This window comes from Pseudomonas fluorescens (genome assembly GCF_005938625.1).
Taxonomy (GTDB): Bacteria; Pseudomonadota; Gammaproteobacteria; order Pseudomonadales; family Pseudomonadaceae; genus Aquipseudomonas; species Aquipseudomonas fluorescens_BD.
In genome coordinates, this window is sequence record NZ_VCNJ01000001.1 from 23,716 (window position 1) to 45,418 (window position 21,703).

A 21,703-nucleotide genomic window follows, 5' to 3' on the forward strand; every position below is an offset into this window, starting at 1 on the left:
GGCAAGCTTCGGTCAGCTCGGGCCACGAGTCAAACCCTGTGCATGCGAATCCCCCTACAAGTTGCGTCGACTCAGTTACCCGTCAGGCTTTCGATGCAGTGTCTACGCTTGCAGAAGTCGTTTCGTTGAGTGTGCCCATGCAAGCCCTGTTCACTTACTTCAAGGCGGTGATCCATCCGGGTCAGGCTGTCCTGCTGTTTGCCCTGCGAACCATTGTGGCGGGATTGTTGACGCTGTATCTGGCGTTCTTGTTCGATCTCGATCAGCCGAAGTGGTCGATCATGGCGGTGGTCATTGTCAGTCAGCCGTTGGCCGGGATGGCGCTGGCACGCAGTTTCGGCCAGGTGATCGGCACGACCCTCGGGGCGGCGGTGGCGGTATTGATCATGGCCATCTTTCCTCAGGCACCGCTGCCATTCATTACCACCCTGGCCCTGTGGCTGGCGCTGTGCACGGCCGGCGGTACGTTGCTGCGCTACACCAGCTCGCAAGCCTTTGTGCTCAGTGGTTACACCGCAGTGGTGGTGGCGTTGCTGGCGATTCCGGATCAGGACGGCACGTTTCTATTGGCGGTTACCCGCGTTACCGAAACCCTGTTGGCCGTGGCCTGCGTATGCGTGGTCAGCCTGTTGACGGCACGCCCGCAAGCGGTGGCCAAGGGGTATTTCGCCAAGGTTGATCAAGTCATCAAACTGGCCGCCAGTCACGCTGCGGCGGTGCTTCGCACGGAAGAAAGCGAGGCCGAGTTCCAGCGCCGACAGATGCAGTTGCTCGGTGAGATCAGTGCCCTCGAAGGCCTGCGCCGGCACTTGTATTTCGATGCGCCACGGTTGCGCAGCGCCAACCATCTGGTGCTGCTGCTGGGCAATCAACTGATGCTGTTGACCTCGCGATTGACCGCACTGCGTCATCAGCGCGAACTGCTCACCGAACGCTGGGAGGGCGATCTGCCGTTGGACATTCAGCGCCTGCGCGCTGAAGAGCTGGCGTTACTCGACCAATTGGCGGAGCAGGGGCGCTCGCTGCCTGCAAACACGCGTCATCAGTTCGTCACGCTGCAACATCAGTTCGAGGTTCTGGCTTATCAGGCCGAGCAATTGACCGAAGACATGAGCGCCACTTTGCGTTCACTGGCCTGGGCGTTGCGCTGGGAACAGGCGCGGCTGTTGCAGCAACTCGAGCAGATCCTCGAATTGAGCGATGCCATTCAGGAAGGGCGCGAGGCCAGTTGCCTCTATCGCGGTCAGGTCAGCCCGCTGCATCTGGATTTCACCCTGGCGTCGATGAATGCGATCCGCGCTTTCACCGCGTTGCTGGTGGCCGGGTTGATCTGGATCGAAACCGCTTGGGACGGTGCGCGGGGCGGAATGATCCTGGTGGGAATTCTCTGTTCGCTGATGGCCACGTTTCCGCGTCCACTCATGGCGGCGCAGAGTTATGCCCGAGGCTTGGGCCTGGCGCTGGTGGTCTCGGCGCTCTATCAATTCATGCTGGTGCCAGCGATCAGCGATTTCGAGCTGTTGGCATTGCTGCTGGCGCCGCTGCTATATGTGATTGCAATCGGTCTGGCCAGCCCGGCCACTGCGGGAATCGGCATGGGCCTGGGATTGTCGAGTTTTCTCATGCTTGGCCCACAGAATATCGGTACCGGGCAGAATACGGCGATCCAATGGTTCGAGTTCGCCGGCGCCTACGTCAGTGCGGCAATGCTCGCCTTGATCGTCTATGCGTGGATTTTTCCGTTTCGCCCGGCGTGGCGTCTTCGCCGCTTGTACAACGAAGCGCGCGAGCAGGTGTATGCGCTGAGCAAAACCCCGGCGACCGATGAACACCAGTTTGCCTTTGAAAGCCGCATGGTCGATCGCCTGACCAGCATGCTCGGCCTGCTGCCAGCGGTGAACAGCCGTGCCATGCAGCAACTCTATGAAATCAGTCTGGGCTGTGTGGCACTGGGTGTGGCAATGCATCAGTTGCGTCAGCAGGCGCACAACAATGCGCTGCTGACAGATGCCTTTGTTCAGCGTCTGGCTTCGGCCGTGCGCAAGACCGGGCGCTTTGTCGCCGGGCGGCAAGATGTGCAACTGGCGCCGTTATTGACCACGCTGCATACACTTGGCGATGAGCTGGATGAACTGCATGTCGCCAGCCATGAGCATGTCTGGTCGCTGTTTCGTATGCGTGTGGCCCTGTTGATCGTCGTGTCATTTCTGCAACGCCACGGTGACGCTATCCAGCGCTCTGTTCCGGAAGGAGAAACCGCTCTTGCCCATTGATTTCGAGATCGGCGGTGTTTATCTGCCGCCCATTGCCCAGGCGTTGCTGTTGGCCATACCGATCTTCATGGTGCTGGACTGGGGGTTGCGGCGACTTGGCGTACTGCGTCTGGTCTGGCATGAAGCACTGTTCGAAGGCGCTTTGTATGCCTGCGTCTGTGCCACGCTGATTTTGCTGATGGGAGCCTGATGCCTTGAAACTGTTATTCACGCGATTGATCACGTTGGCGGTGGTGTTGCTGGCGATCGTGCTCGGCTGGTTTGCCTGGGAGCATTACACCCGCGCGCCGTGGACTCGCGATGCCCGGGTCAGAGCCGATGTGGTGACGCTGTCGGCGGATGTTTCGGGGCGCATTGTCAGGCTGGCGGTTCAGGACAACCAGCATGTGGAAAAGGGGCAACTGCTGATGGAAATCGACCCGGCGCGCTACCGTCTGGCGGTGGAGCACTCGCGGCGCTCGGTGGAGGTGTCCAAAGCCACGCTGGGCCAATCGCAAGCGGCGATCGTTGCCAGCGAAGCCTTACTCAAGCAGCGGCAAAGCGAAGAACGCCGGCGGCGTACGCTCAAGCAGGGTTTTGCGATTTCCGGGGAAGAGTGGGAAAAATCCAGTACCGATGTGGCGGTGGCCCAGGCCGATCTGCTGCGCAATCAGGCCAATCTCGGCCTGGCTGAGGCCAACGTGCAGTTGGCGATTGCCGCATTGACCCAGGCCGAACTGGATTTGCAGCGCACCCGCGTCGAGTCGCCAGTCAGCGGTTATGTGACCAACCTTCTGACCCGTGAGGGTGACTACGCGGTGAGCGGCGGCGCTTTGTTGGCGCTGGTCGACAGTGACTCGTTCTACATCAGTGGTTATTTCGAAGAAACCAAACTGCCGCGCATCGGCGAGGGCGATCGGGTGCGGGTGCAATTGATGAGCGGGGAGACCTTCGGCGGCACGGTGCAGAGCATTGCCTTCGCCATCGCTGACCGGGAGAACGCGCCTGGCAGTCGGCTGCTGGCCAACATCAACCCGAGTTACACCTGGGTAAAACTGGCACAGCGGGTGCCGGTGAGGATCGAGATCGATGGCGACTATGCCGGCAAGAATCGCCTGCGTGCAGGCACCACGGCGACGGTCACCGTGCTGGAAAACTGATCCCTGTAGGAGCTGCCCCAGGCTGCGATTTTTTGATCTGCTCTTTTAAAGGCAAAGTCAAAAGATCGCAGCCTGCGGCAGCTCCTACAGAAGAGGGTGTGATTTTCGAGGCATAAAAAAACCCCGCGACCGAATGATACGCGGGGCAAAAAATTTGGTTGGTTGCGGCCAACCAAAGGAGCTCTTTAACAATCAATTACTTGCTGGCAACAGTCTCCGGTTGCCAGCCGCCGCCAAGGGCCTTGTAGATCGCGACGATGCCGCGATACAGGTCAACTTCGGCCTGGGCCTGACTGTCTTCGGCGTTCAGCCGTTCACGCTGCGCGTCGAGCAGCACGAGGAAGTCAGTCGTGCCTTCGCGGTAGCGGATTTCAGCCAAGTCGGCAGCCTTGCGGCTGGATTCGCTCTGACGGATCAGCGAGATCAGACGTTGCTGACGCTTGCCGTAATCACTGAAGGCGTTTTCCGACTCTTCCAGCGCAAGCAGTACTTGCTGCTCGTAGTTCGCCAGGGCGCCTTCGGCATCAGCATCGGCGCCACGCAAACGGGCGCGCACGCTGCCAAGGTCGAACGCCGCCCACGTGATGCTCGGGCCGAGTGCCCAAGCGTTGGCCGCCGAGGAACCGATCTGCGAACCGCGCCCGGCCGTCCAGCCGAGGAAGCCACTGAGGCTGACCCGTGGAAACAGATCAGCTTTCGCGACGCCAATACGCGCCGTGGCCGAAGCCAGATTGCGCTCAGCGCTGAGAATGTCCGGACGACGCTGCAGCAACTCGCCCGGATCACCGATCGGCAAGGCCTTGGCAATCGCCGGCAAGTCTTTCGGGCTCAGATCGACAGTCAGTTTGTCCGGACGCTCGCCCAAAAGGGTAGCGATACGGTTTTTCTGCCGAACCTGTTCTGCCTGCAATTGCGGCACGCTGGCTTCGACCGAAGCCAGACGCGCATCGGCGCGTTCGACGTCGAGTTGATCGCCAACGCCGGCATCACGCAGGCTGATGGTGATCTTGCGCGACTCCACCTGATTGTTCAGGTTGGCCACGGCGATCTTTTCGCGCAGTTGCGCACCACGCAGTTGACCGTAAGCGTCCACCAGTTCGGCAATCATGGTGACTTGCAGTTGATACAGATCGGCTTCGGCCGCTTGCTGGTCGGCGTCGCTGGCTTCCAGATTGCGCTGGATGCGGCCAAACAGGTCCAGTTCCCAGGCCATGTCCAGACCGAGGTCATAGCGCTCGCTGTTGACCCGGTTGGTGGTCTGGCCAGGGATTTGCCCCTTGGCCAGATCACTGCTGGCGCGGCTGGTGATGGTCGGCATCGCATCGTTGCTGGCGTCGTCGCGGATCGCCCGGGCGGCTTTCCAGCGGGCGAACGCCACGCGCAGCTCACGGTTGCCTTGCAGCGATTGGGTCACCAACTGGTTGAGGGTCGGATCGTCGAATTGCTGCCACCAGATGCCTTCGAATTTCGAACGGTCGAAGTTCTTTTGCCCGGCGGCGCCGTCGGTGACGGCCGTGATATTGGCCGCCTCCGTGGCTGGGGTCTTGTAGTCGGGGCCGACAGCGCAGGCGCTGAGGGCCAGCACCAGCAGACTCGGCAGGAAGACTTTCAGACTCATTGTTGCGCCTCCAGTTTCAGAGCTTTGGCCGCTTTGCGGGCTTCGCCGCGCTCAACAAAGTTACGGATCAGTACGTAGAACACTGGCGTCAGCAACAGACCGAAGAAGGTCACCCCGAGCATCCCGGAGAACACCGCCACACCCATGGCGTGACGCATCTCGGCACCGGCACCGCTGGAGAACACCAGTGGCACCACACCCATGATGAACGCGAAGGAGGTCATCAGGATCGGCCGCAGACGCAGACGGCAGGCTTCCAGTACCGCAGCGAGCGGGTCGAGGCCTTCTTCCTGTTTGTCCTTGGCGAATTCGACGATCAGAATCGCGTTCTTACAGGCAAGTCCCACCAGTACGATCAAGCCGATCTGGGTGAAGATGTTGTTGTCACCGCCCGAGATGATCACACCGGTGATGGCCGACAGCAGGGTCATCGGTACGATCAGGATCACCGCCAGTGGCAGGCTCCAGCTTTCGTATTGAGCGGCCAGTACCAGGAACGCCAGCAGTACGCAGAGCGGGAACACGAACAGCGCGGTGTTGCCGGACAGAATCTGCTGGTAGGTCAGGTCGGTCCACTCGTAGGTCATGCCGTTCGGCAGTTCATCCTTCAGCAGCTTCTCGATGGCTTTTTCGGCCTGACCGGAGCTGTAGCCCGGGGCAGCCGCGCCGTTGATTTCTGCGGTGATGAAACCGTTGTAGTGCATCACGCGATCCGGGCCCGAGGTGTCGCTGACCTTGATGAAGGTCGCCAGCGGGATCATTTCGCCTTTGTTGTTACGTACTTTCAGCTGGCCGATCTGGTCGGACTCGAGGCGGAACTGCTGCTCAGCCTGAACGTTGACCTGATAGGTGCGCCCGAAGCGGTTGAAGTCGTTGGCATACAACGAACCCAGGTAGATCTGCAGGGTATCGAAGATGTCGCTGACGGCCACGCCGTGGGTCTTGGCTTTTTCGCGGTCGATAGCGGCATCGACCTGCGGCACGTTCACCGTGTAGCTGGTAAACAGGCCAGCCAGTTCCGGCACGCTGTGGCTCTTGTTGATGATGTTCATGGTTTCCTTGTACAGCTCGTCGTAGCCCAGGTTGCCCCGGTCTTCGATTTGCAGACGGAAACCACCAATGGTGCCCAGACCTTGTACCGGCGGTGGCGGGAAGATCGCCATGTACGCCTCTTGAATGTTCGCGTATTGGCCGTTCAAGGCACCGGCAATTGCACCGGCGGACATGCTCGGATCTTTACGTTCGTCGAACGGTTTCAGCGTCACGAAGACGATGCCGGCGTTCGGGCTGTTGGTGAAGCCGTTGATCGACAGGCCCGGGAACGCCACGGCGCTTTCCACGCCTGGTTGTTTCAGCGCCATGTCGGACATGCGCTTGATCACTTCTTCGGTGCGATCCAGGCTCGAAGCGTCCGGCAGTTGTGCGAAAGCTACCAGGTACTGCTTGTCCTGGCCGGGGACGAAACCGGTCGGCGTGCTGGAGAAACCGAAGAAGGTCAGCACCATCAGGCCTGCGTACAGCAGCAGGGCGATGCCGCTACTACGGATAACCCGGCGCACCGTGCCGACGTAACCATGGCTGGCACGATCGAAGAAACGGTTGAACGGACGGAACAGCCAGCCACCGAAGATCTTGTCGAGTGCCTTGGAGAAGCGGTCTTTCGGCGCGTCATGGCTTTTCAGCAACACAGCGGCCAGTGCTGGCGACAGGGTCAGCGAGTTGAACGCCGAGATCACGGTCGAGATGGCGATGGTCAGTGCAAACTGTTTGTAGAACTGCCCGGTGAGGCCGGAGATGAACGCCGCCGGAATGAACACCGCACACAGCACCAGAGCCGTGGCAACGATCGGGCCGGTCACTTCACGCATGGCGCGCTTGGTGGCTTCGACCGGATTCAATCCGAGCTCGATATTGCGCTCGACGTTCTCCACCACCACGATGGCGTCGTCCACCACGATACCGATCGCCAGTACCAGGCCGAACAGCGACAGCGCGTTCAGCGAGAAGCCGAACAGGTGCATCACCGCAAACGTACCGATCAACGACACCGGCACCGCCACCAACGGAATGATCGAGGCACGCCAGGTTTGCAGGAACAGGATCACCACCAGCACCACGAGAATCAGCGCTTCAAAGAGGGTGTGAACCACCGCCTCGATCGAGCCGCGCACAAAGATCGTCGGGTCATAGACAATGCTGTAATCCATGCCTTGCGGGAAGTTTTTCTTCAGCTCGTCCATCTTTCCGCGAACTTCGTTCGAGATGTCGATGGCATTGGAGCCTGGGCGCTGGAAGATCGGGATGGCCACCGCCGGTTGGTTGTCCAGCAACGAGCGCAGGGCGTATTGACTGGAACCGAGTTCAACGCGAGCGATGTCTTTGAGACGAGTGATCTCACCATTGTCGCCTGCGCGAATGATGATGTTCTCGAACTCTTCCTCGCTGACCAGACGGCCCTGCGTGTTGACCGACAGCTGGAAGCTCTGGGCATTCGGGGCAGGGGGCGCACCCAACTGACCGGCCGCCACCTGACGGTTCTGCTCACGAATCGCGGTCACTACATCGGTCGCGGTCAGATTGCGCGAAGCGGTCTTGTTCGGGTCGAGCCAGACACGCAGCGAGTAGTCGCCCATACCGAACAACTGCACGTCACCGACACCGCCCAGACGAGCGAGCTCATCCTTGATGTTGAGGATTGCGTAGTTGGACAGGTAGAGCATGTCGTAGCGCTTGTCCGGGGAGGTCAAGTGCACAACCATGGTCAGGTCGGGCGATGCCTTGTCGACGGTGATACCGATGCGCGTCACTTCTTCGGGAAGTTTCGGTTCGGTACGGGTCACCCGGTTTTGCACCTGCACCTGCGCGTTGTCCAGGTCAGTGCCCAGGGCGAAGGTGATGGTCAGGGTGATCTTGCCGTCGGCGGTCGACTGCGAGGACATGTACAGCATGTTCTCGACGCCGGTGATGGCTTGCTCCAGCGGAGCGGCCACGGTTTCACCGATGACTTTTGGGTTGGCGCCCGGGAAGTTGGCACGCACCACCACGGTCGGTGGCACGACTTCCGGGTATTCGCTGATCGGTAACTGGAACAGCGAGATCGCACCGGCGATCAGGATCAACAGCGAAAGCACCGCTGCGAAGATCGGCCGTGAAATGAAGAATTGGGAAAAATTCATCGGAGTTGTCGTCCCTTAACCGCGTGGGGTCGTAGCAGCCAGCTTCACAACCGAACCGGACGCACCTTTGGCAGGGGCGACTTTGGGCAGGTTGCTGGCTTCCAGCGCTTGACGTTGTTGAGCGAGTGCCGCGATGGTCTGTTCGCTGGCCATCGGCACCACTTCTGGAGTGACCGGCGAGCCAGGACGAACCCGTTGCAGACCCTTGACGATGATCGTGTCGTCCTTGTTCAGACCAGTACGAACGATGCGCAGGCCTTCGATTTTCGGACCGAGTTCAACGGCGCGGTACGCGGTCTTGTTGTCCGCATCCATCACCAGTACGAACTTCTTGCCGAGGTCGGTACCGACCGCTTCATCGTTGATCAACATGGCGTTGTAGGTGCCGCTGCCAACCAGTTTCAGTCGTGCATACAGGCCCGGGGTGTAGGTGCCGTCGCTGTTGTCGAACACCGCACGACCACGGATGGTGCCGGTTTTCGGGTTGACCTGGTTGTCGACGAAGTTCATCTGGCCGAGGTGCGGATTACCGTCTTCATTGGACAGGCCCATGTACACCGGGGTGGTGGCGCCGCGCTGACCGTTACGGGCCAGTTGCGTGTATTTGAGGAACACGCGCTCGTCAGCATCGAAGTAGGCATAAACGCGGTCGGTGGAAACCACGCTGGTCAGCGGTGTGGTGTCGGCGGTCACCAGGTTACCGGCGGTGATCTCGGCACGGCTGACGCGGCCACTGATCGGCGCGGTTACGCGGGTGAAGCTGAGGTTCAGTTTGGCCAGGTCCAGTTGCGCTTGCAGGGCGCCGACGGCGGCGCGGGCTTCTTGTGCAGCACTGGTGCGCGAGTCGGCCAGTTCGGCGGAAATGGCGTTGCTGGCACGCAGACGTTCACCACGACCGGCTTCATTTTCACTGCGGGTGGCGTTGGCGCGGGACTGAGCTACGAGTGCTTCGAGGCGGCGCACCTCAGCCTGGAACGGACGCGGGTCGATCTGGAACAGCAGGTCGCCTTTCTTGACCAGTGCGCCTTCAGTGAACGCAACGTCATCAATCTGGCCGGAGACCCGTGGACGGATTTCAACGGTTTCCGGCGCTTCGAGGCGCCCGGTGAATTCGTCCCACTCGTTGACCGGTTGTTCCAGCACCTTGGCCACGCTGACTTTGGCAGCAGGCGCGGTGGCGGCAGTCTCCGGAGTCTTGCCGCAGGCGCTCATCACCAGTACGGCCAACATGGCCAACGGGAAGCGCAAATGTTTGAGTGACTGTTCCATGGATGCATCCGCCAATGTATTGAAGATGGGCGGATGATGCTCGGCGGGGTGTGATGGCACGAATCGAATGAAGCAAAGGTAACTATCATTCGGAATGATATAAGAGCCGAACGAGCCCTCTAGCATGCACCTTTCGTTAGGGTGCTATCAATATCCTTAATGAAAGTTTCATGCATGAGGGCCTGCCGTCACGTGGCGCACCCATCAAGAGGGCGCGCCACTCGGCTCGGATCAAAAGGTGTACTTGAAGCTTGTCATGATATTGCGAGGTGCGCCGTAAACACCGTACAGACCGGATTGGCTGTAGTAATCGCGATCAAACAGGTTTTTCAGGTTCACCGAGGCGCTGAGGTTTTGGCTGATGTCGTACTTGGCCATCAGGTTGGTTACCGCGTAGCTGCCTTGGCTGAAGGTGTGCAGGTCGGCGCCGACTTTGCTTTGCCAGTTCACCCCACCGCCAATCGTGACTTTGTCCAATGGGCCGTGGAGGCGATAGGTGGTGAAGGTCTTGAAACTGTTGCGCGGCAGGTTGGTGTTGATGCGCTCGTCGTCGGCGTTGGTTGTCACCGAATAAGCGTAGCCGGCGGAGGCCTGCCAGCCTTCGGCCAGTTCGCCGTTCAGCTCCATCTCGATGCCTTTGGACGTGGTGTCCTGCTCGGAGTCGTAGACGTTGTCGTGTTGCCAGATCGCCAGGTTGTCTTGTTCGAGTTTGAACACGGCCAGGCTGGAGTTGAGCTTGCCATCGAGGTGCGTGCCCTTGATGCCGATCTCGTAGCCTTTGCCTTCCATTGGTTCGAGCGGTTTGTTGTTTTCGTCAGTGACCCACGAAGCCTGCGGGTTGAAGATCTTGGTATAGCTGGCGTACAGCGACCAGGTGTCGTTGAGGTCGTAAACGACGCCGGCGTAAGGAATGAACACGCCATTTTCTTCGCGATTGACTTCGGTTGCTTCGCCGCCGTAAGGCCGTTCGTGGGTGTCGCGTTTCCAGTCGATCACGCGGCTGCCGACGATCAGGCTCAGGTCATCGCTGACGCTGAAACGCGAGGTCAGATACGCCGCGTATTGGTCTTCGTCGATCGACGACTTGCCACTGACGGCAAAGTCCGGTTTAGCCGAGTTGCCGTCCCAGGTGAACAGGTTGTCGATGGCGCCCGCAGGCGACTCGTTGTAGTCGTAACGCCAACCGCCCCAACTCGGCGTGCTTTCTTTGTACTGTGAGAGGGTCATGCCGGTGATCAGTTGGTGCTCGCGACCGAACAGGCTGAACGGGCCGGTGACGTACACATCAAGGTTGTCCTGACGCGGTGTGCCGGAGAAGCGCACCGGCAGTTGCGACAGACCGCTGCCGTCGGTATTCAGGTCACCCATGGCGAAGTTGAACAGTTCGTCGAACTTGTTTTCGGCGTGGGTCAACTCGATCTTGCCGCTCCAGCCGTTGCCCAATTGCTGCTCGATGGAGGTGAAGAAACTGGTCTGCTCATGATCGTTGTACGACCAGTCTGGCGCGGCATTCAGGGAGCGTTGCAGGTCGGTGCGCTGGCCGCTGCTGAAGCGCGTCGGCAGGCCGGAACGCAGCGGCGAGTCGATATCGCTGCGCAGGTAACTGAAGCCCAAGGTCAGCAGCGTGTCTTCCGTGAGGTCGAATTCGGTGATGCCGTAGACCAGTTGCGATTGCTGGTTGTAACGGTCGATCCAGGCTTTTTCGGTTTTGTAGTCGGCGACGAAGCGTCCACGCACGTTGCCGGTTTCGGTCAGCGGCCCCGAGACGTCAAAACCGGTACCGTAGCGATCCCAGTTGCCGGCCTCACCGGTGATGCTGGCCTGGGCTTCGGCGGTGGGGCGCTTGCGGATCAGGTTGATCGTCGCGGACGGGTTGCCCATGCCGCTGATCAAACCGGTGGCGCCACGCACGACTTCTATGCGGTCGTACATCGCCATGCTTTGCGAATAGTTGTCGAGGCGCGTGTTGGTGGGAACGCCGTCGACCTCGTAGTTCTGAATCGCGAAACCGCGCGACCAATAGGAGTCGCTTTCCGAGCCGAGTCCGTCGCGCACGACGGTAATGCCCGGGGTGGCCTCAAGGGCGTCGGTCAGGTTGGTCAGGCGCTGGTCATCGAGGCGCTGACGGGTCATCACCGTCATCGATTGCGGTGTTTCCCTCGGCGTGAGGTTGAGCCGCGTCGAGCTACTGGAGGAATACGTGGTGTAAAGCCCCGTGCCTTCAGTGGTCGAACCCGGGGCCTTGCCGGAAATCGACACCGCGCCCAGCTCCAGCGCATCACCGGCACTGGCTTGCAGCGAGTAATTACCATTGGCGCCGCGACTGGCCTCAAGCCCGGAACCCGCCAGCAGAATCGCCAGACCCTGATCGACGTTGTAACGCCCTTTGAGCCCGGAAGTGTTGCGCCCCTCGGTCAGCAGCGTGGAATAGGACAGCAGGATGTGCGCGGTCTGGCCGAAGCGCGTCAATGCCGGTGCGAGCGCTCCGGCGGGAATATCGAAATCTTCTTGAGTTTGCTCGGCAGCGGCCCAGTTTGGCGCGATCAGCAGTGGTGCGGTCACGGTCATGCAAGCGATGCCTTGAACCACGGCGCCGGCCAGGTTTTGCTTGATCGAGAACTGCCAGCTCTGGCGTTTGCGTGCGGTGAGATTCACGAGTTGTTTCCCCATAGAATTGAATGTCTGGGGTTTAAGTCTCGTGAGAATCGAAATCGGATCACCCAAATGCGAATATTTTTCAGTATCAGGCGGCGCGCGGTTTTAGCGTCACCCAATAACGGGTGAATTGCTGGACATCGAGCTGCAAGGTGTCGGCAACGGCGAAGATGATTTTCTCGGTGTTGCCGAGGGGGAAGGTGCCGGAAACCCGCAGGTCGGCCAATCGCGGATCGCACGCCAGATGGCCTTGGCGATAGCGGCTCAGGTCTTCGAGGAAGTCCGCCAGACGCTGCCCCTGCGCGACCAGCATGCCCTGACTCCAGGCCGGCGGGGTGAGCGCCACGGCTTGCCTGCTGAAAATCTCCCCTGCGCTGAAACTGATTTGTTCGCCTGCCTTCAGTGCGATGGGCTGATGTGGTTGCCGGGATGGCTTGATCACCAGCGTGCCCTTATAAACGCTGACCTGAGTGAAACCGGCACGCTGTCTGACGCTGAAACGCGCGAGTGCGGATTCCAGCCGACCCTGAGCGATGTCGACCGACAACAAACGTTCATCGGCGCGGGTGACCAGCATCTCGCCACGAAGCAGTTTGATGCGCCGCGATTCACGTTCGAAAACCACATTGATCGCGCTGTCGGTGTTGAGCTGGATTTGCGTGCTATCGGCCAACGTGAAGCTGCGTTGCTCACCGATGCGACTGTAGTAATCAGCGCTCCAGTCTTGCACGAACGCCGCGTCTTTCATGGCCCAGGCACTTGCACCGGCGGCGAACAAAACGCTTAACTGCTTGAGTGCCGAACGCCGCGACAGCGTCGGTCGCAGGGCTGCGTGGGCGAGGGGACGCTGGTCGGGGCTGCGCATTTCACGCATGCGTCGCGTAAACACTTCCGCCCGTTGCCAGGCGTGCTCGTGCACCGGATGCGCCTGACGCCAGCGCATCCATGCGGCGAGGGTTGCTTCGCTGACCTCGGGTTCCTGCAATTCAAGGTGCCACTGCATGGCTTGCTCGGCCACGTCGCCGGAAATCGCCAAAGTGTCTTCGCGGTTCATGGCAGGTCGAGGCTCTCATCGAGCATGATGCACATCGCCCCGGCCTTGATGACGTAGCGCTTGACCGTAGTGACCGAAACGTCGAGCCGCGCAGCGATTTCGCCGTGACTCAAGCCGTCCATTTGCGACAACAGAAACGCTTCGCGAACCGGGCGCTCGAGACTTTCGAGTGCGCCGTCGAGGGCAATCAGGGTTTCCAGCAGGATCGCCTGGGTTTCCAGGCTCGGCGCCAGTTGCTCGGGCATTGCCGCCAGCGCCTCAAGGTAGGCACGCTCGAGTTTCTGCCGGCGGTAATGATTGGATAAAACGCTTTGTGCGACCTTCGCCAGAAAGGTGCGAGGGGCACGCAGTTCTGGCACGTGTTCCTTGGCCAGCAGGCGCAAGAACGTGTCTTGTGCCAGATCCGCTGCGCTTTGCGAGCAATTGAGCCGGCGACGTAGCCAGTTCTGTAGCCAGCTGTGCTGCTGACGATAGAGCACGGCGACATCGCAGAAAGTGTTGGTCTGGGTGGATGGAAGCATTTAATGGGACGCCGTGTGAGCTGTATCACAAATGATAATGCTTATCATATAGAGCGGCGGGTTGTGGCTGCAAGACTTCCTTGCCAGACCTGCGAATGTTGAGCAGTGGGGGTTGCGTAACAGATTAATAATCTGTGGCGAGGGGCAAGCCCCTCGCCACAGCTGTATTAGAGTTTCGGCAACTGGCCGATGCGTCCGATCATTTCAGTCACGATCTGCAGATCCAGCTGGAATTGCTCCACAGTCTTGAACTCGCCATCGGTGTGACCGGTGTACTTCACGTTCGGCATGGCCAGACCGAATTGCACGCCGTTCGGCAATTCATGCACCGAGGTGGCGCCGGCGGAGGTGCCGAACTCGTGTTTCATGCCGAGGTTTTCAGTCGATACTGCCAACAGCGCTTTGACCCACTCACCCTCAGGGTTGCGGTACATCGGCTCGGCAATCGAGTAGTCGAAGGCAACGGCGACGTGGCTTTTCTTGCTCCACGCCGCCAGTTTCTCAGCGATTTCAGCCTTGAGCTTCTCTGGCGATTTGCCCTTCGGCACGCGCAGGTTGACTGCGAGTTTGAAGGCCTTTTCGTCCGTGCCGACGTAGGTTAGCGACGTTGTCAGCGGCCCCATGAAGGCATCGGAGAAACCGACACTCAGCTTGTTGCCCAGGTAATCCAGACCCCAGTTGTCGGCAGCGTAACGTGCGGCATCGGTGATGTGGTTGTGCTTGAACGCGACTTTGCCATCAAGGCTATTGATAAAGACCAGCATCCGCGCGACCGGGTTGACCCCGGATTCGGGCTCGGAGGAGTGTGCAGATACGCCAGTCACGGTCAGTTTGACGTCTTTGCCGTCGACCTTGGCGCTCACCTGGAAATCGCCGCCATTGCGTTTGGCAAACTCGTCGCCGGCCTTTTGCAGACTGGCGGCCAGTTCCGCAGGCTTGTCGGTGACCAGCGTGGCGACCGACACCGATGGAATCTGGTTAGTCGCCAGGCCACCGGTCATCGAGATGATTTCCGCACCTTTGCCTTCACCTTTGCGCTTGGCAAAGTTGGCCATGACGGTGCCGTAGCCTTTCTCGGCAATCACCACCGGATATCCGCCATCCAGCGCCAGGTTGTAGTTCGGCGTCGGATTGCGTTCGAAGTAGTAAGGGATCGCGTCGCCCGTGGTTTCTTCAGTGGTGTCGACCAGCAACTTGAAGTTGCGCACCAGTGGCAGTTTTTCTTCCTTGATGACTTTCATGGCATAGAGCGTGACCACGATGCCGTTCTTGTCATCCTCGGTGCCGCGACCATACATGCGATCGCCGATCAGGGTGATCTTGAACGGGTCGAGGCGGGTGCCATCCTTGAGCACCCAGTTTTCCGGCGTCACCGGCACCACGTCAGCGTGCGCATGAATACCGACGACTTCATCGCCCGTGCCGTCGAGAGAGATCTCGTAGACACGATTGTCGATGTTGCGGAATTTCAGGTTGAAGGACTCGGCAAGGCTCTGAATCTTCGCCGCGATCTTGGTGAATTCCGGGTTGTCATGCTGATCGACGCCGTCTTTGCGATAAGTCGGGATCTCGACCAGTTCGCGCAGGGTTTCAGTGGCGGCAGCGCTGTATTTCGCGCGCGTGTAGAGACCGAGCAGACGATAGATTTCATTCTGCTGATCAGCCGTCAAAGTCTTGTTGTCGAGATAAGCACCAATTGCCGGGCCGATGTCGGCGGTTTTCGCCAGATCGCTCTTGCCCAGATTGCCGAGGAATTGGCGGAAGTCTGTGGCTTTGTCGGCGCTGTAGGTCTTGAGAATTTCGGCGCTCTGTTGCGGGGTGATATTGGCTTGCGCGGGCGCGGTGAACACGGCAAGACCGGCGAGCATCAAGGTGGTGGCAGCCAGTTTTTTGAAAGGGACATTCATTACGAAGGGCATTCCTTTGCAGGGCAGTGAGTTAGGCGTGTCTCAGCGCTGAGACACATACACTTACAAACTAACACCGCGCCAGAGCCTTGCGGGAGTCCTGAAAGGGGATCTGTCGCACAAAAATGCAAAAGAGGCGCACAAATGAAAAAACCCGGGGGGAAGGTTCCCGGGCTTGTTTTATGGCTGAGATCAACCGACGACCAGCGCTTCTGCAAATCCCGGCACCAAGTTCAGCGAAGGGTGGCTATCTGAAAATCTGTTCAATCATGACTCGGGATGGGATGAATAACGTGTTCGTGTAATAGGCCTCATACCCATAGGCGGTTATGCGAACTTTGCAGGGGATTGAAGCTTGCGACGCCAGCAACGGTTTGATGGCGTCGTAGTCATTCAGGTCGCGTTGCGTGCCATTCGGATTGGTGTAGTAAAAGATCAGATCAGAGGAAAATTTGTAATTGGGTTTGGCTTGACTGCTCGCGGTCACCCGTCCTTCGGCTTTTACCGCGATTGAATGCTCGGATGAAAATTCCGTGTCTCGATTGAGAGAGCAGATCAGGGTAGGGGTGAGCTGGTTGGAGTTTTCGTAATCATTGAAAGCGCTCTGCAAATCCACAGTGGAGTTGAAGTGCGCCGTGAACAGATTGGCTGGGCCGAGCTCGAACGACGATAACGTGAGGTCAGCGGGTGGGATGCTGGCTGTTTTTACGCAGCCGGTGCAGAAAAGAACTACCAGGTAAATGACTGCGCGGAATCTGTTCATTGGCCGAAGATATCGTTGATTGAATCAAAAATCAGATCGCAAGCGGACTTCGTTCCTTGCACCAGTTCGTAAAACATCCAGTCAGCAGAAGCATGGTGCTTATCAATGGTTTTATTGATGGTCGGACCTGCCTCGATAATCCAGCGCTCACCGAAGTCCGCGACACCGTCGGATTGGTCAGGTGTACTGGCGTTGGCCCGGATGTTGATCCATGTTTCAGCGACCGGCGTTGGTTCAGAGAAGTAGATGTCAGAACCCAGCCATACGAGGAACCCTTCACCCACGGGATCGAGTGTCACCAGATATTTGATGGTGTAACCGGCTTCGGACAGAATCTGTGACAGATGCGCCCCGTTCCACGCACCGAGACTGTGGCCGACGATATAAACCGGGCAGGACTTGCTGGGTATGTTGTCGATGAAGTGAGTCTGGATATCGCCGGCCCCCCTTGCATCCTTGTAGCTTTTGGGGAATCCCGAGTATTTCGCCTTCAGCTTTTCGTTACCGGCAATTTTGCCGTCGAGCAGTTGCTGTGCGGCATCGATATTGTGGAACGCGCCCTGGAAATAGTATTTCTCCTGGTCGGCAGCCCCACCGATGAAAAAAACGATCGCTTTCTTTACTGCAACGGGAGCCGTCTTTACCGACTGATCCTTCACGAGCGTTAGCGTCGGTGTGACTGCCAGGCTCGCGGTATTACCATTGGGAAGCTGGATTTGCTCTGCCGGCATGCTGTCAATCTTCCAGAAAGAGTTTGAAGGTTTCTGCCACGTGTGAACTCACCACGTGGGTGAACCCCTGCGCATCACTGGTTCCGTACTCGAAGCTGCCGTTAGCGCGTTGAATGGCGTAGCCATGGTTAGGCATGGGCTCACCAGTGCTTTCGTCGATCAGTTTGATCTTGTCGCTGAAGTGCACAGGCATCGGCAGCAGGCCGCTGAAAGGTGCCGAGACGAATGTGTCGCCGATGATGACTGTTCCGGAGCCACCCACCACGACATTGCCGTGCCCGCCCGTGCTGTCTATCGTCGCAGCGTTCAAGCCATTGATGAAAACGGTCGAACTGACGCCCCCCGTGATTGGACTGCCGCAAGCGGACTTGTCGGTCATCCGGGCGGCAGCAAGCCCGTCAAAGTTCACATTGGGTGAACCACTGGCAATTGGATTCGTGCCATGCCCCGGAAGAGGGCAGCTAGTGGGGTCCGAAAGGCGTGCAGCAGGTTTTCCGCTCATAAGAAGTTCCGTTTCAAGAGTTCAGATCGGGCGACGGTGATGGGTAACCGGATGGCGGTGCATGAAGGCTATTCATTGCGCAAGTGTGGTGTCCTCTCAGCGAGACATTGACCACTTGTGTATCCGGACGGATAGGGGGAGGGGCGCCTTCAATCACACCGAAGAGGCTAGAAGAAGCGAGAGGAACAAGCGCTTGCATACGTGAAGCATGCATGGATTCTTACCGTCCTTGGAAATTTCGTTACGGAGCATGCCGCAAGCCACTGCTGTGTTCAACAATATTCAAGGAGCTTGAAGGTCTGTTCCTGCCGAAGCTGGACACCCTCGAGGATATTCGGCGCTACGAAAACAGCGCCAATCGTCTCCGTACAAAGAGGAAGCCCCGCAATGCTTGAGCAGGTGAATGTCTTCTACGAGGGCTGGGGTGAGCGATTCCAATGCGGCACACTGGTCTCCACGACCGCCCTGACCGGCCGCCCGCTAATCGTGTTCGAATACAGCAATGAAACAAGGCAAAGGGGCCTGGAACTGTCCTCCTACAGGTTGCCGTTGGAGGGGACTCAGTTGCGCCGAGATTTTCCCGACCACCAACTGTACTTGCCAGGGCCTGTTTACGACGCCTTGCCGGATGGCTGGGGCGTGTTGCTGATGGATCGTATGTTCAGGCGCAAGGGGCTCACCACGGCGCGCATCGGCTCACTGGAACGGCTGGCCTGTATCGGTAGCAATGCAATGGGGGGCCATGACGTTTGAGCCAGTGGCGCCCGAAGGGCAGGCGTCTGAAGTCCACATCCCGCTGGAGCAACTTGCTGCCGAAGTGCAGGAAGTGCTCCATGGAGAGGGTGGCGAGTTCTTGCAGGCGTTGCTGTTAGTGGGCGGCTCGCCTCAAGGTGAAAGGCCTAAGGCCCTGGTCTATCGCGATCCCGAAACCGGCCGGTTTACCACTGCCGTCACGGCGGGCTATGAGGCATGGTTGATTAAATTCCCGGCCAAAGATGAGCATGCCGAGGTGTGCTCTATCGAAATGGTCTACGCCGAATGCCTGCGCATGTGCGCTATCGAGCCCCCTGACACGCAGTACCTCAGTCTGCCGGATGGGTTGGCGGCGTTTGCCAGTAGGCGATTTGACCGTAGGGATGGTCTGCGCGTCCCCATGCAAAGCCTCGCGGCGTTTACAGGGACAGATTACCGATCTCCGGGAGTGGTGGACTACGTCAACTTCTTGCGGGCGACACAGATGTGTACCAACGACGTACGAGAGATGGCAGTAGCCTTCGAACGTGCCGTCTTCAATGTGGCTTTCAACAACCGAGACGATCATCCCAAGAGCTTTGCCTACATCATGTCGCAAGACGGTCATTGGAGACTGTCGCCGGCTTATGACGTGACCTTCTGCGAGGGGCCAGGTGGATATCACCAGATGGATGTGATGGGGGAAGCCCTGTCGATTTCCCGCACGCAAATGCTTCGGCTTGCCGAGGAAGCCGAGGTGCCACAGGACGTTGCAGGCAGAATGATTGACGGCATCTGTGACGTGGCGAGCCGGTTTGCAAGCATCGCCGAGGACCTGTTTCCACAGGCGATTACTCCAGACACCTTACGCACGATCCAGGGCCGCATCGATCAGAACGTAGCTCGGTTACACCGCGGTCATGCGGGTAGCGGTCGCGGTTAAAGATCGGGAGGAACGGGGTACTCGTAATCGATGCTGCCGTGTGCTTCGAAGATGCCTAGAGGCTATCCGGATCGCCAAAAAACATCTGAATCCGCGACCGCAACCAACGTTCACCCGGATCATTATCCTGCGACCCACGCCACGCCATATGCAGCTCAAACGTACGCGTCGGCAACGGCGGATCTTCCGCGCGAACACCGCCAGCCGCCGTCAGCGCATCCGCCGTGTAATCCGGCACGGTCGCCACGATGTCAGTACCCGCCAACAACGTACTCAAGCCATTGAACTGCGGCACGGCCAGTACCACATGCCGTTTGCGCCCCAGTTTCTCCAGCTCTTCATCAATAAACCCACTGAGGTCGCCGGCAAACGACACCAGCGCATGCGGACGCGCGCAGTAGTCATCCAGACTCAACGGCCCCGGCACGGTATCGGCACGCAGCAGTTTTGGCGCGCTGCGACGCAAGACCTTGCGCTTGGCGTTGGCCGGCAGGTCGGTGGTGTAGCTGACGCCAATGGATATCTCGCCGGAGGCCAACAGGCCCGGCATCAATATGTAGTTGACGCGACGGATCACCAGCACGATGCCCGGCGATTCGGCGCGCAAGCGTTTGAGCAGCATCGGCAGCAGGGCGAATTCGACGTCGTCGGACAAACCGATCCGAAATACCGAAGTGCTGGTGGCCGGGTCGAATTCCGCTGCACGGCTGACCGCCGTCGAAATCGAATCGAGGGCGGGCGAGAGCAGGGCGAAGATTTCCACCGCGCGGGCGGACGGTTCCATACTGCGCCCGGTGCGCACGAATAGCGGGTCATCGAACAGGCTGCGCAGGCGCGAGAGCGCCGCACTGATCGCCGGTTGACCGAGGAACAGCTTTTCTGCCGCCCGGGTCACACTGCGTTCGTGCATCAATGTTTCGAATACGATCAACAGGTTCAGGTCGACACGACGCAGGTCATTACGATTCATCTGGAGTCCTGGCAGAGTCATCAAGCTTGACGAGAGCGGCCATATGAGAACAATGGCCGGCATGAATCTTACGGGGAAAGGCTGGTACTCTGCACCGGAAAATTCAGCTTTACTGAGACGGTGGCAGCAGTTTTTTCATGGATTTTGCCAATGCCGCCCCTGTTGCGGAATCAATGACAGGCATGTCGACTATTAATAGCCACTGATAGTCTTGGGTCAAAAGCCCAGATAGAGTTCATGGCATTAGAGGTTACTTTGACGAGGTTTGCGATGTCCCGCACGATCCGTTTTCACAAGTTTGGTCCGGCCGAGGTGCTCAAATGCGAAGAGCATGCGGCCGCTCAGCCAGGTCCTGGCGAAGTGCAGGTGCGTGTCGAGGCGATCGGCATCAGCTGGTATGACACCCTCTGGCGTCAGAATCTGGCCTCGTCTCAGGCTCGACTGCCTGCGGGTCTTGGTCACGAGATGGCCGGTGTGATCACCGCTGTCGGCGACGGTGTCGATGATCTGGCAGTGGGTGACAAGGTCGCCAGCTTTCCGGCCGAGAGTGCGAACGACTACCCGGTCTACGGCGAGTCGATCGTATTGCCACGTACCGCGCTGACCCGTTATCCGGATGTGCTCAGCCCGATCGAAGCCAGCGTGCATTACACGCCGTTACTGATCGCCTACTTTGCCTACGCCGATCTGGCGCGGGTCAAACCGGGCCAGTTCGCCCTGGTCACTGACGCCAGTCATTGTGCCGGTCCATCGTTTGTCCAGTTGGGCAAGGCGATGGGCGTGCGGGTGATTGCCGCGACCAAGGAAGCCGAAGAACGTGAGTACCTGCTGTCCCTTGGTGCAGAAAAGGTAATCGTCACCGAAGAGGAAGATCTGTTGATGCGAATCAACAAGATCACCGACAACCGTGGTGTCGACGTGGTGTTCGACGGCCTCGGCGGTCCGCAGATGTCGTTGCTTGGCGATGTGCTGGCGCCGCGTGGCAGCCTGGTGTTGTACGGCTTGCAGGGCGGCAACCAGACGCCGTTCCCGGCTTGCGCAGCGTTCCAGAAGAACATCCAGTTCTTCGTGCACTGCATCGGCAACTTCACCGGCAAGCCTGAGCTGGGCATTACTCAGGATCACGTCGCCTTGCAGCGTGCCTTGCGTGACATCAACCAGTTGACCGCTGATCGCGTGTTGCTGCCGCTGAAGACGCGTGTATTCCCGTTCAACGAGTTCGTCGAAGCGCATCGCTACATGGACGAATGCCCATGCCGCGAACGGGTCGCGCTGCAGGTCGAGCCGGCGTAAGCCCTGTCATCAGAGTCCGTGGCCCCACGGACTCTTGTGCGTTTACTTCCCCTCCGGAAAAACAGAGCTCCCTGGCGCTATGCCCGGGGCCGTTCAGCAACTGAACTGGTTTTTGCTCTCCATCTGTATCTTCTAATCACAATGTAAGCCCTGATAA

The 21,703-nt window shown here is 59.0% G+C and carries 15 protein-coding genes and 2 pseudogenes; 6 read left to right on the forward strand and 11 right to left on the reverse strand.

Annotated features, from left to right (window positions below):
- Positions 1–137: 137 nt before the first annotated feature.
- Genes FGA82_RS00085 through FGA82_RS00095 form a run of 3 tightly spaced genes read left to right on the forward strand, consistent with a single transcriptional unit; the run spans position 138 to position 3,412 of the window.
- A complete protein-coding gene (locus FGA82_RS00085; protein WP_141125553.1) occupies positions 138–2,273 on the forward strand; it encodes an FUSC family protein in 2,136 nt (711 codons plus the stop codon).
- Positions 2,263–2,463: a DUF1656 domain-containing protein gene (locus FGA82_RS00090; RefSeq protein ID WP_016987298.1), complete on the forward strand. Its 201-nt coding sequence runs from the start codon at positions 2,263–2,265 to the stop codon at positions 2,461–2,463. The genes FGA82_RS00085 and FGA82_RS00090 overlap by 11 nt, the downstream gene beginning before the upstream one ends.
- Before the next feature lie 4 nt (positions 2,464–2,467).
- Positions 2,468–3,412, forward strand: a complete 945-nt coding sequence (locus FGA82_RS00095; RefSeq protein WP_141125554.1) for a biotin/lipoyl-binding protein — start codon at positions 2,468–2,470, stop codon at positions 3,410–3,412.
- Positions 3,413–3,608: 196 nt separating this feature from the next.
- Here FGA82_RS00095 and FGA82_RS00105 read toward each other — a convergent pair whose 3' ends face one another.
- The 10 genes from FGA82_RS00105 to FGA82_RS00150 all read right to left on the reverse strand — a co-directional run bounded on the left by FGA82_RS00105 (position 3,609) and on the right by FGA82_RS00150 (position 17,608).
- Positions 3,609–5,030: an efflux transporter outer membrane subunit gene (locus FGA82_RS00105; RefSeq protein ID WP_141125555.1), complete on the reverse strand. Its 1,422-nt coding sequence runs from the start codon at positions 5,028–5,030 to the stop codon at positions 3,609–3,611.
- On the reverse strand, positions 5,027–8,206 hold the full coding sequence (locus tag FGA82_RS00110; RefSeq protein ID WP_141125556.1) for an efflux RND transporter permease subunit: 3,180 nt from the start codon (positions 8,204–8,206) through the stop codon (positions 5,027–5,029). The genes FGA82_RS00105 and FGA82_RS00110 overlap by 4 nt, the downstream gene beginning before the upstream one ends.
- A 15-nt stretch (positions 8,207–8,221) precedes the next feature.
- Positions 8,222–9,475 (reverse strand): multidrug efflux RND transporter periplasmic adaptor subunit MexE, encoded by a 1,254-nt coding sequence (gene mexE / locus FGA82_RS00115; protein ID WP_141125557.1) that lies wholly within the window; start codon positions 9,473–9,475, stop codon positions 8,222–8,224.
- Positions 9,476–9,706: 231 nt separating this feature from the next.
- Positions 9,707–12,043, reverse strand: coding sequence for a TonB-dependent siderophore receptor (locus FGA82_RS00120; RefSeq protein WP_249384203.1), 2,337 nt, complete (start codon positions 12,041–12,043; stop codon positions 9,707–9,709).
- Between the two features lie 175 nt (positions 12,044–12,218).
- On the reverse strand, positions 12,219–13,184 hold the full coding sequence (locus FGA82_RS00125) for a FecR domain-containing protein (protein ID WP_141125559.1): 966 nt from the start codon (positions 13,182–13,184) through the stop codon (positions 12,219–12,221).
- Positions 13,181–13,705 carry a sigma-70 family RNA polymerase sigma factor gene (locus tag FGA82_RS00130; protein ID WP_141125560.1) on the reverse strand — a complete coding sequence of 175 codons (525 nt, stop codon included), beginning with the start codon at positions 13,703–13,705 and terminating at the stop codon, positions 13,181–13,183. The genes FGA82_RS00125 and FGA82_RS00130 overlap by 4 nt, the downstream gene beginning before the upstream one ends.
- Positions 13,706–13,872: 167 nt before the next feature.
- Positions 13,873–15,612: a dipeptidase gene (locus tag FGA82_RS00135; protein ID WP_141125561.1), complete on the reverse strand. Its 1,740-nt coding sequence runs from the start codon at positions 15,610–15,612 to the stop codon at positions 13,873–13,875.
- Positions 15,613–15,859: 247 nt separating this feature from the next.
- The gene (locus FGA82_RS00140) at positions 15,860–16,375 is read right to left on the reverse strand and encodes a hypothetical protein (RefSeq protein ID WP_141125562.1); all 516 of its coding nucleotides are present in this window, start codon (positions 16,373–16,375) and stop codon (positions 15,860–15,862) included.
- Complete coding sequence (locus FGA82_RS00145; RefSeq protein ID WP_141125563.1) at positions 16,372–17,106, reverse strand: alpha/beta hydrolase; 735 nt, start codon at positions 17,104–17,106, stop codon at positions 16,372–16,374. Before FGA82_RS00145 ends, FGA82_RS00140 begins: the two co-directional genes overlap by 4 nt.
- A gap of 4 nt (positions 17,107–17,110) precedes the next feature.
- A complete protein-coding gene (locus tag FGA82_RS00150; protein ID WP_141125564.1) occupies positions 17,111–17,608 on the reverse strand; it encodes a PAAR domain-containing protein in 498 nt (165 codons plus the stop codon).
- A 284-nt stretch (positions 17,609–17,892) separates the two neighbouring features.
- Here FGA82_RS00150 and FGA82_RS00155 point away from each other — a divergent pair.
- Both FGA82_RS00155 and FGA82_RS00160 read left to right on the forward strand, forming a co-directional pair.
- Positions 17,893–18,003: pseudogene (locus tag FGA82_RS00155) on the forward strand (XRE family transcriptional regulator); the annotation flags it as partial.
- A pseudogene (locus FGA82_RS00160) lies at positions 17,996–19,283 on the forward strand (type II toxin-antitoxin system HipA family toxin). The pseudogenes FGA82_RS00155 and FGA82_RS00160, both read left to right, overlap by 8 nt.
- Positions 19,284–19,338: 55 nt before the next feature.
- On the opposite strand, the gene FGA82_RS00165 reads toward FGA82_RS00160, so the two are convergent.
- A complete protein-coding gene (locus FGA82_RS00165) occupies positions 19,339–20,253 on the reverse strand; it encodes a LysR family transcriptional regulator (RefSeq protein WP_034154182.1) in 915 nt (304 codons plus the stop codon).
- A gap of 270 nt (positions 20,254–20,523) precedes the next feature.
- Here FGA82_RS00165 and FGA82_RS00170 point away from each other — a divergent pair, with 270 nt between their 5' ends.
- On the forward strand, positions 20,524–21,546 hold the full coding sequence (locus tag FGA82_RS00170) for a zinc-dependent alcohol dehydrogenase family protein (protein ID WP_016983050.1): 1,023 nt from the start codon (positions 20,524–20,526) through the stop codon (positions 21,544–21,546).
- Positions 21,547–21,703: the final 157 nt, after the last annotated feature.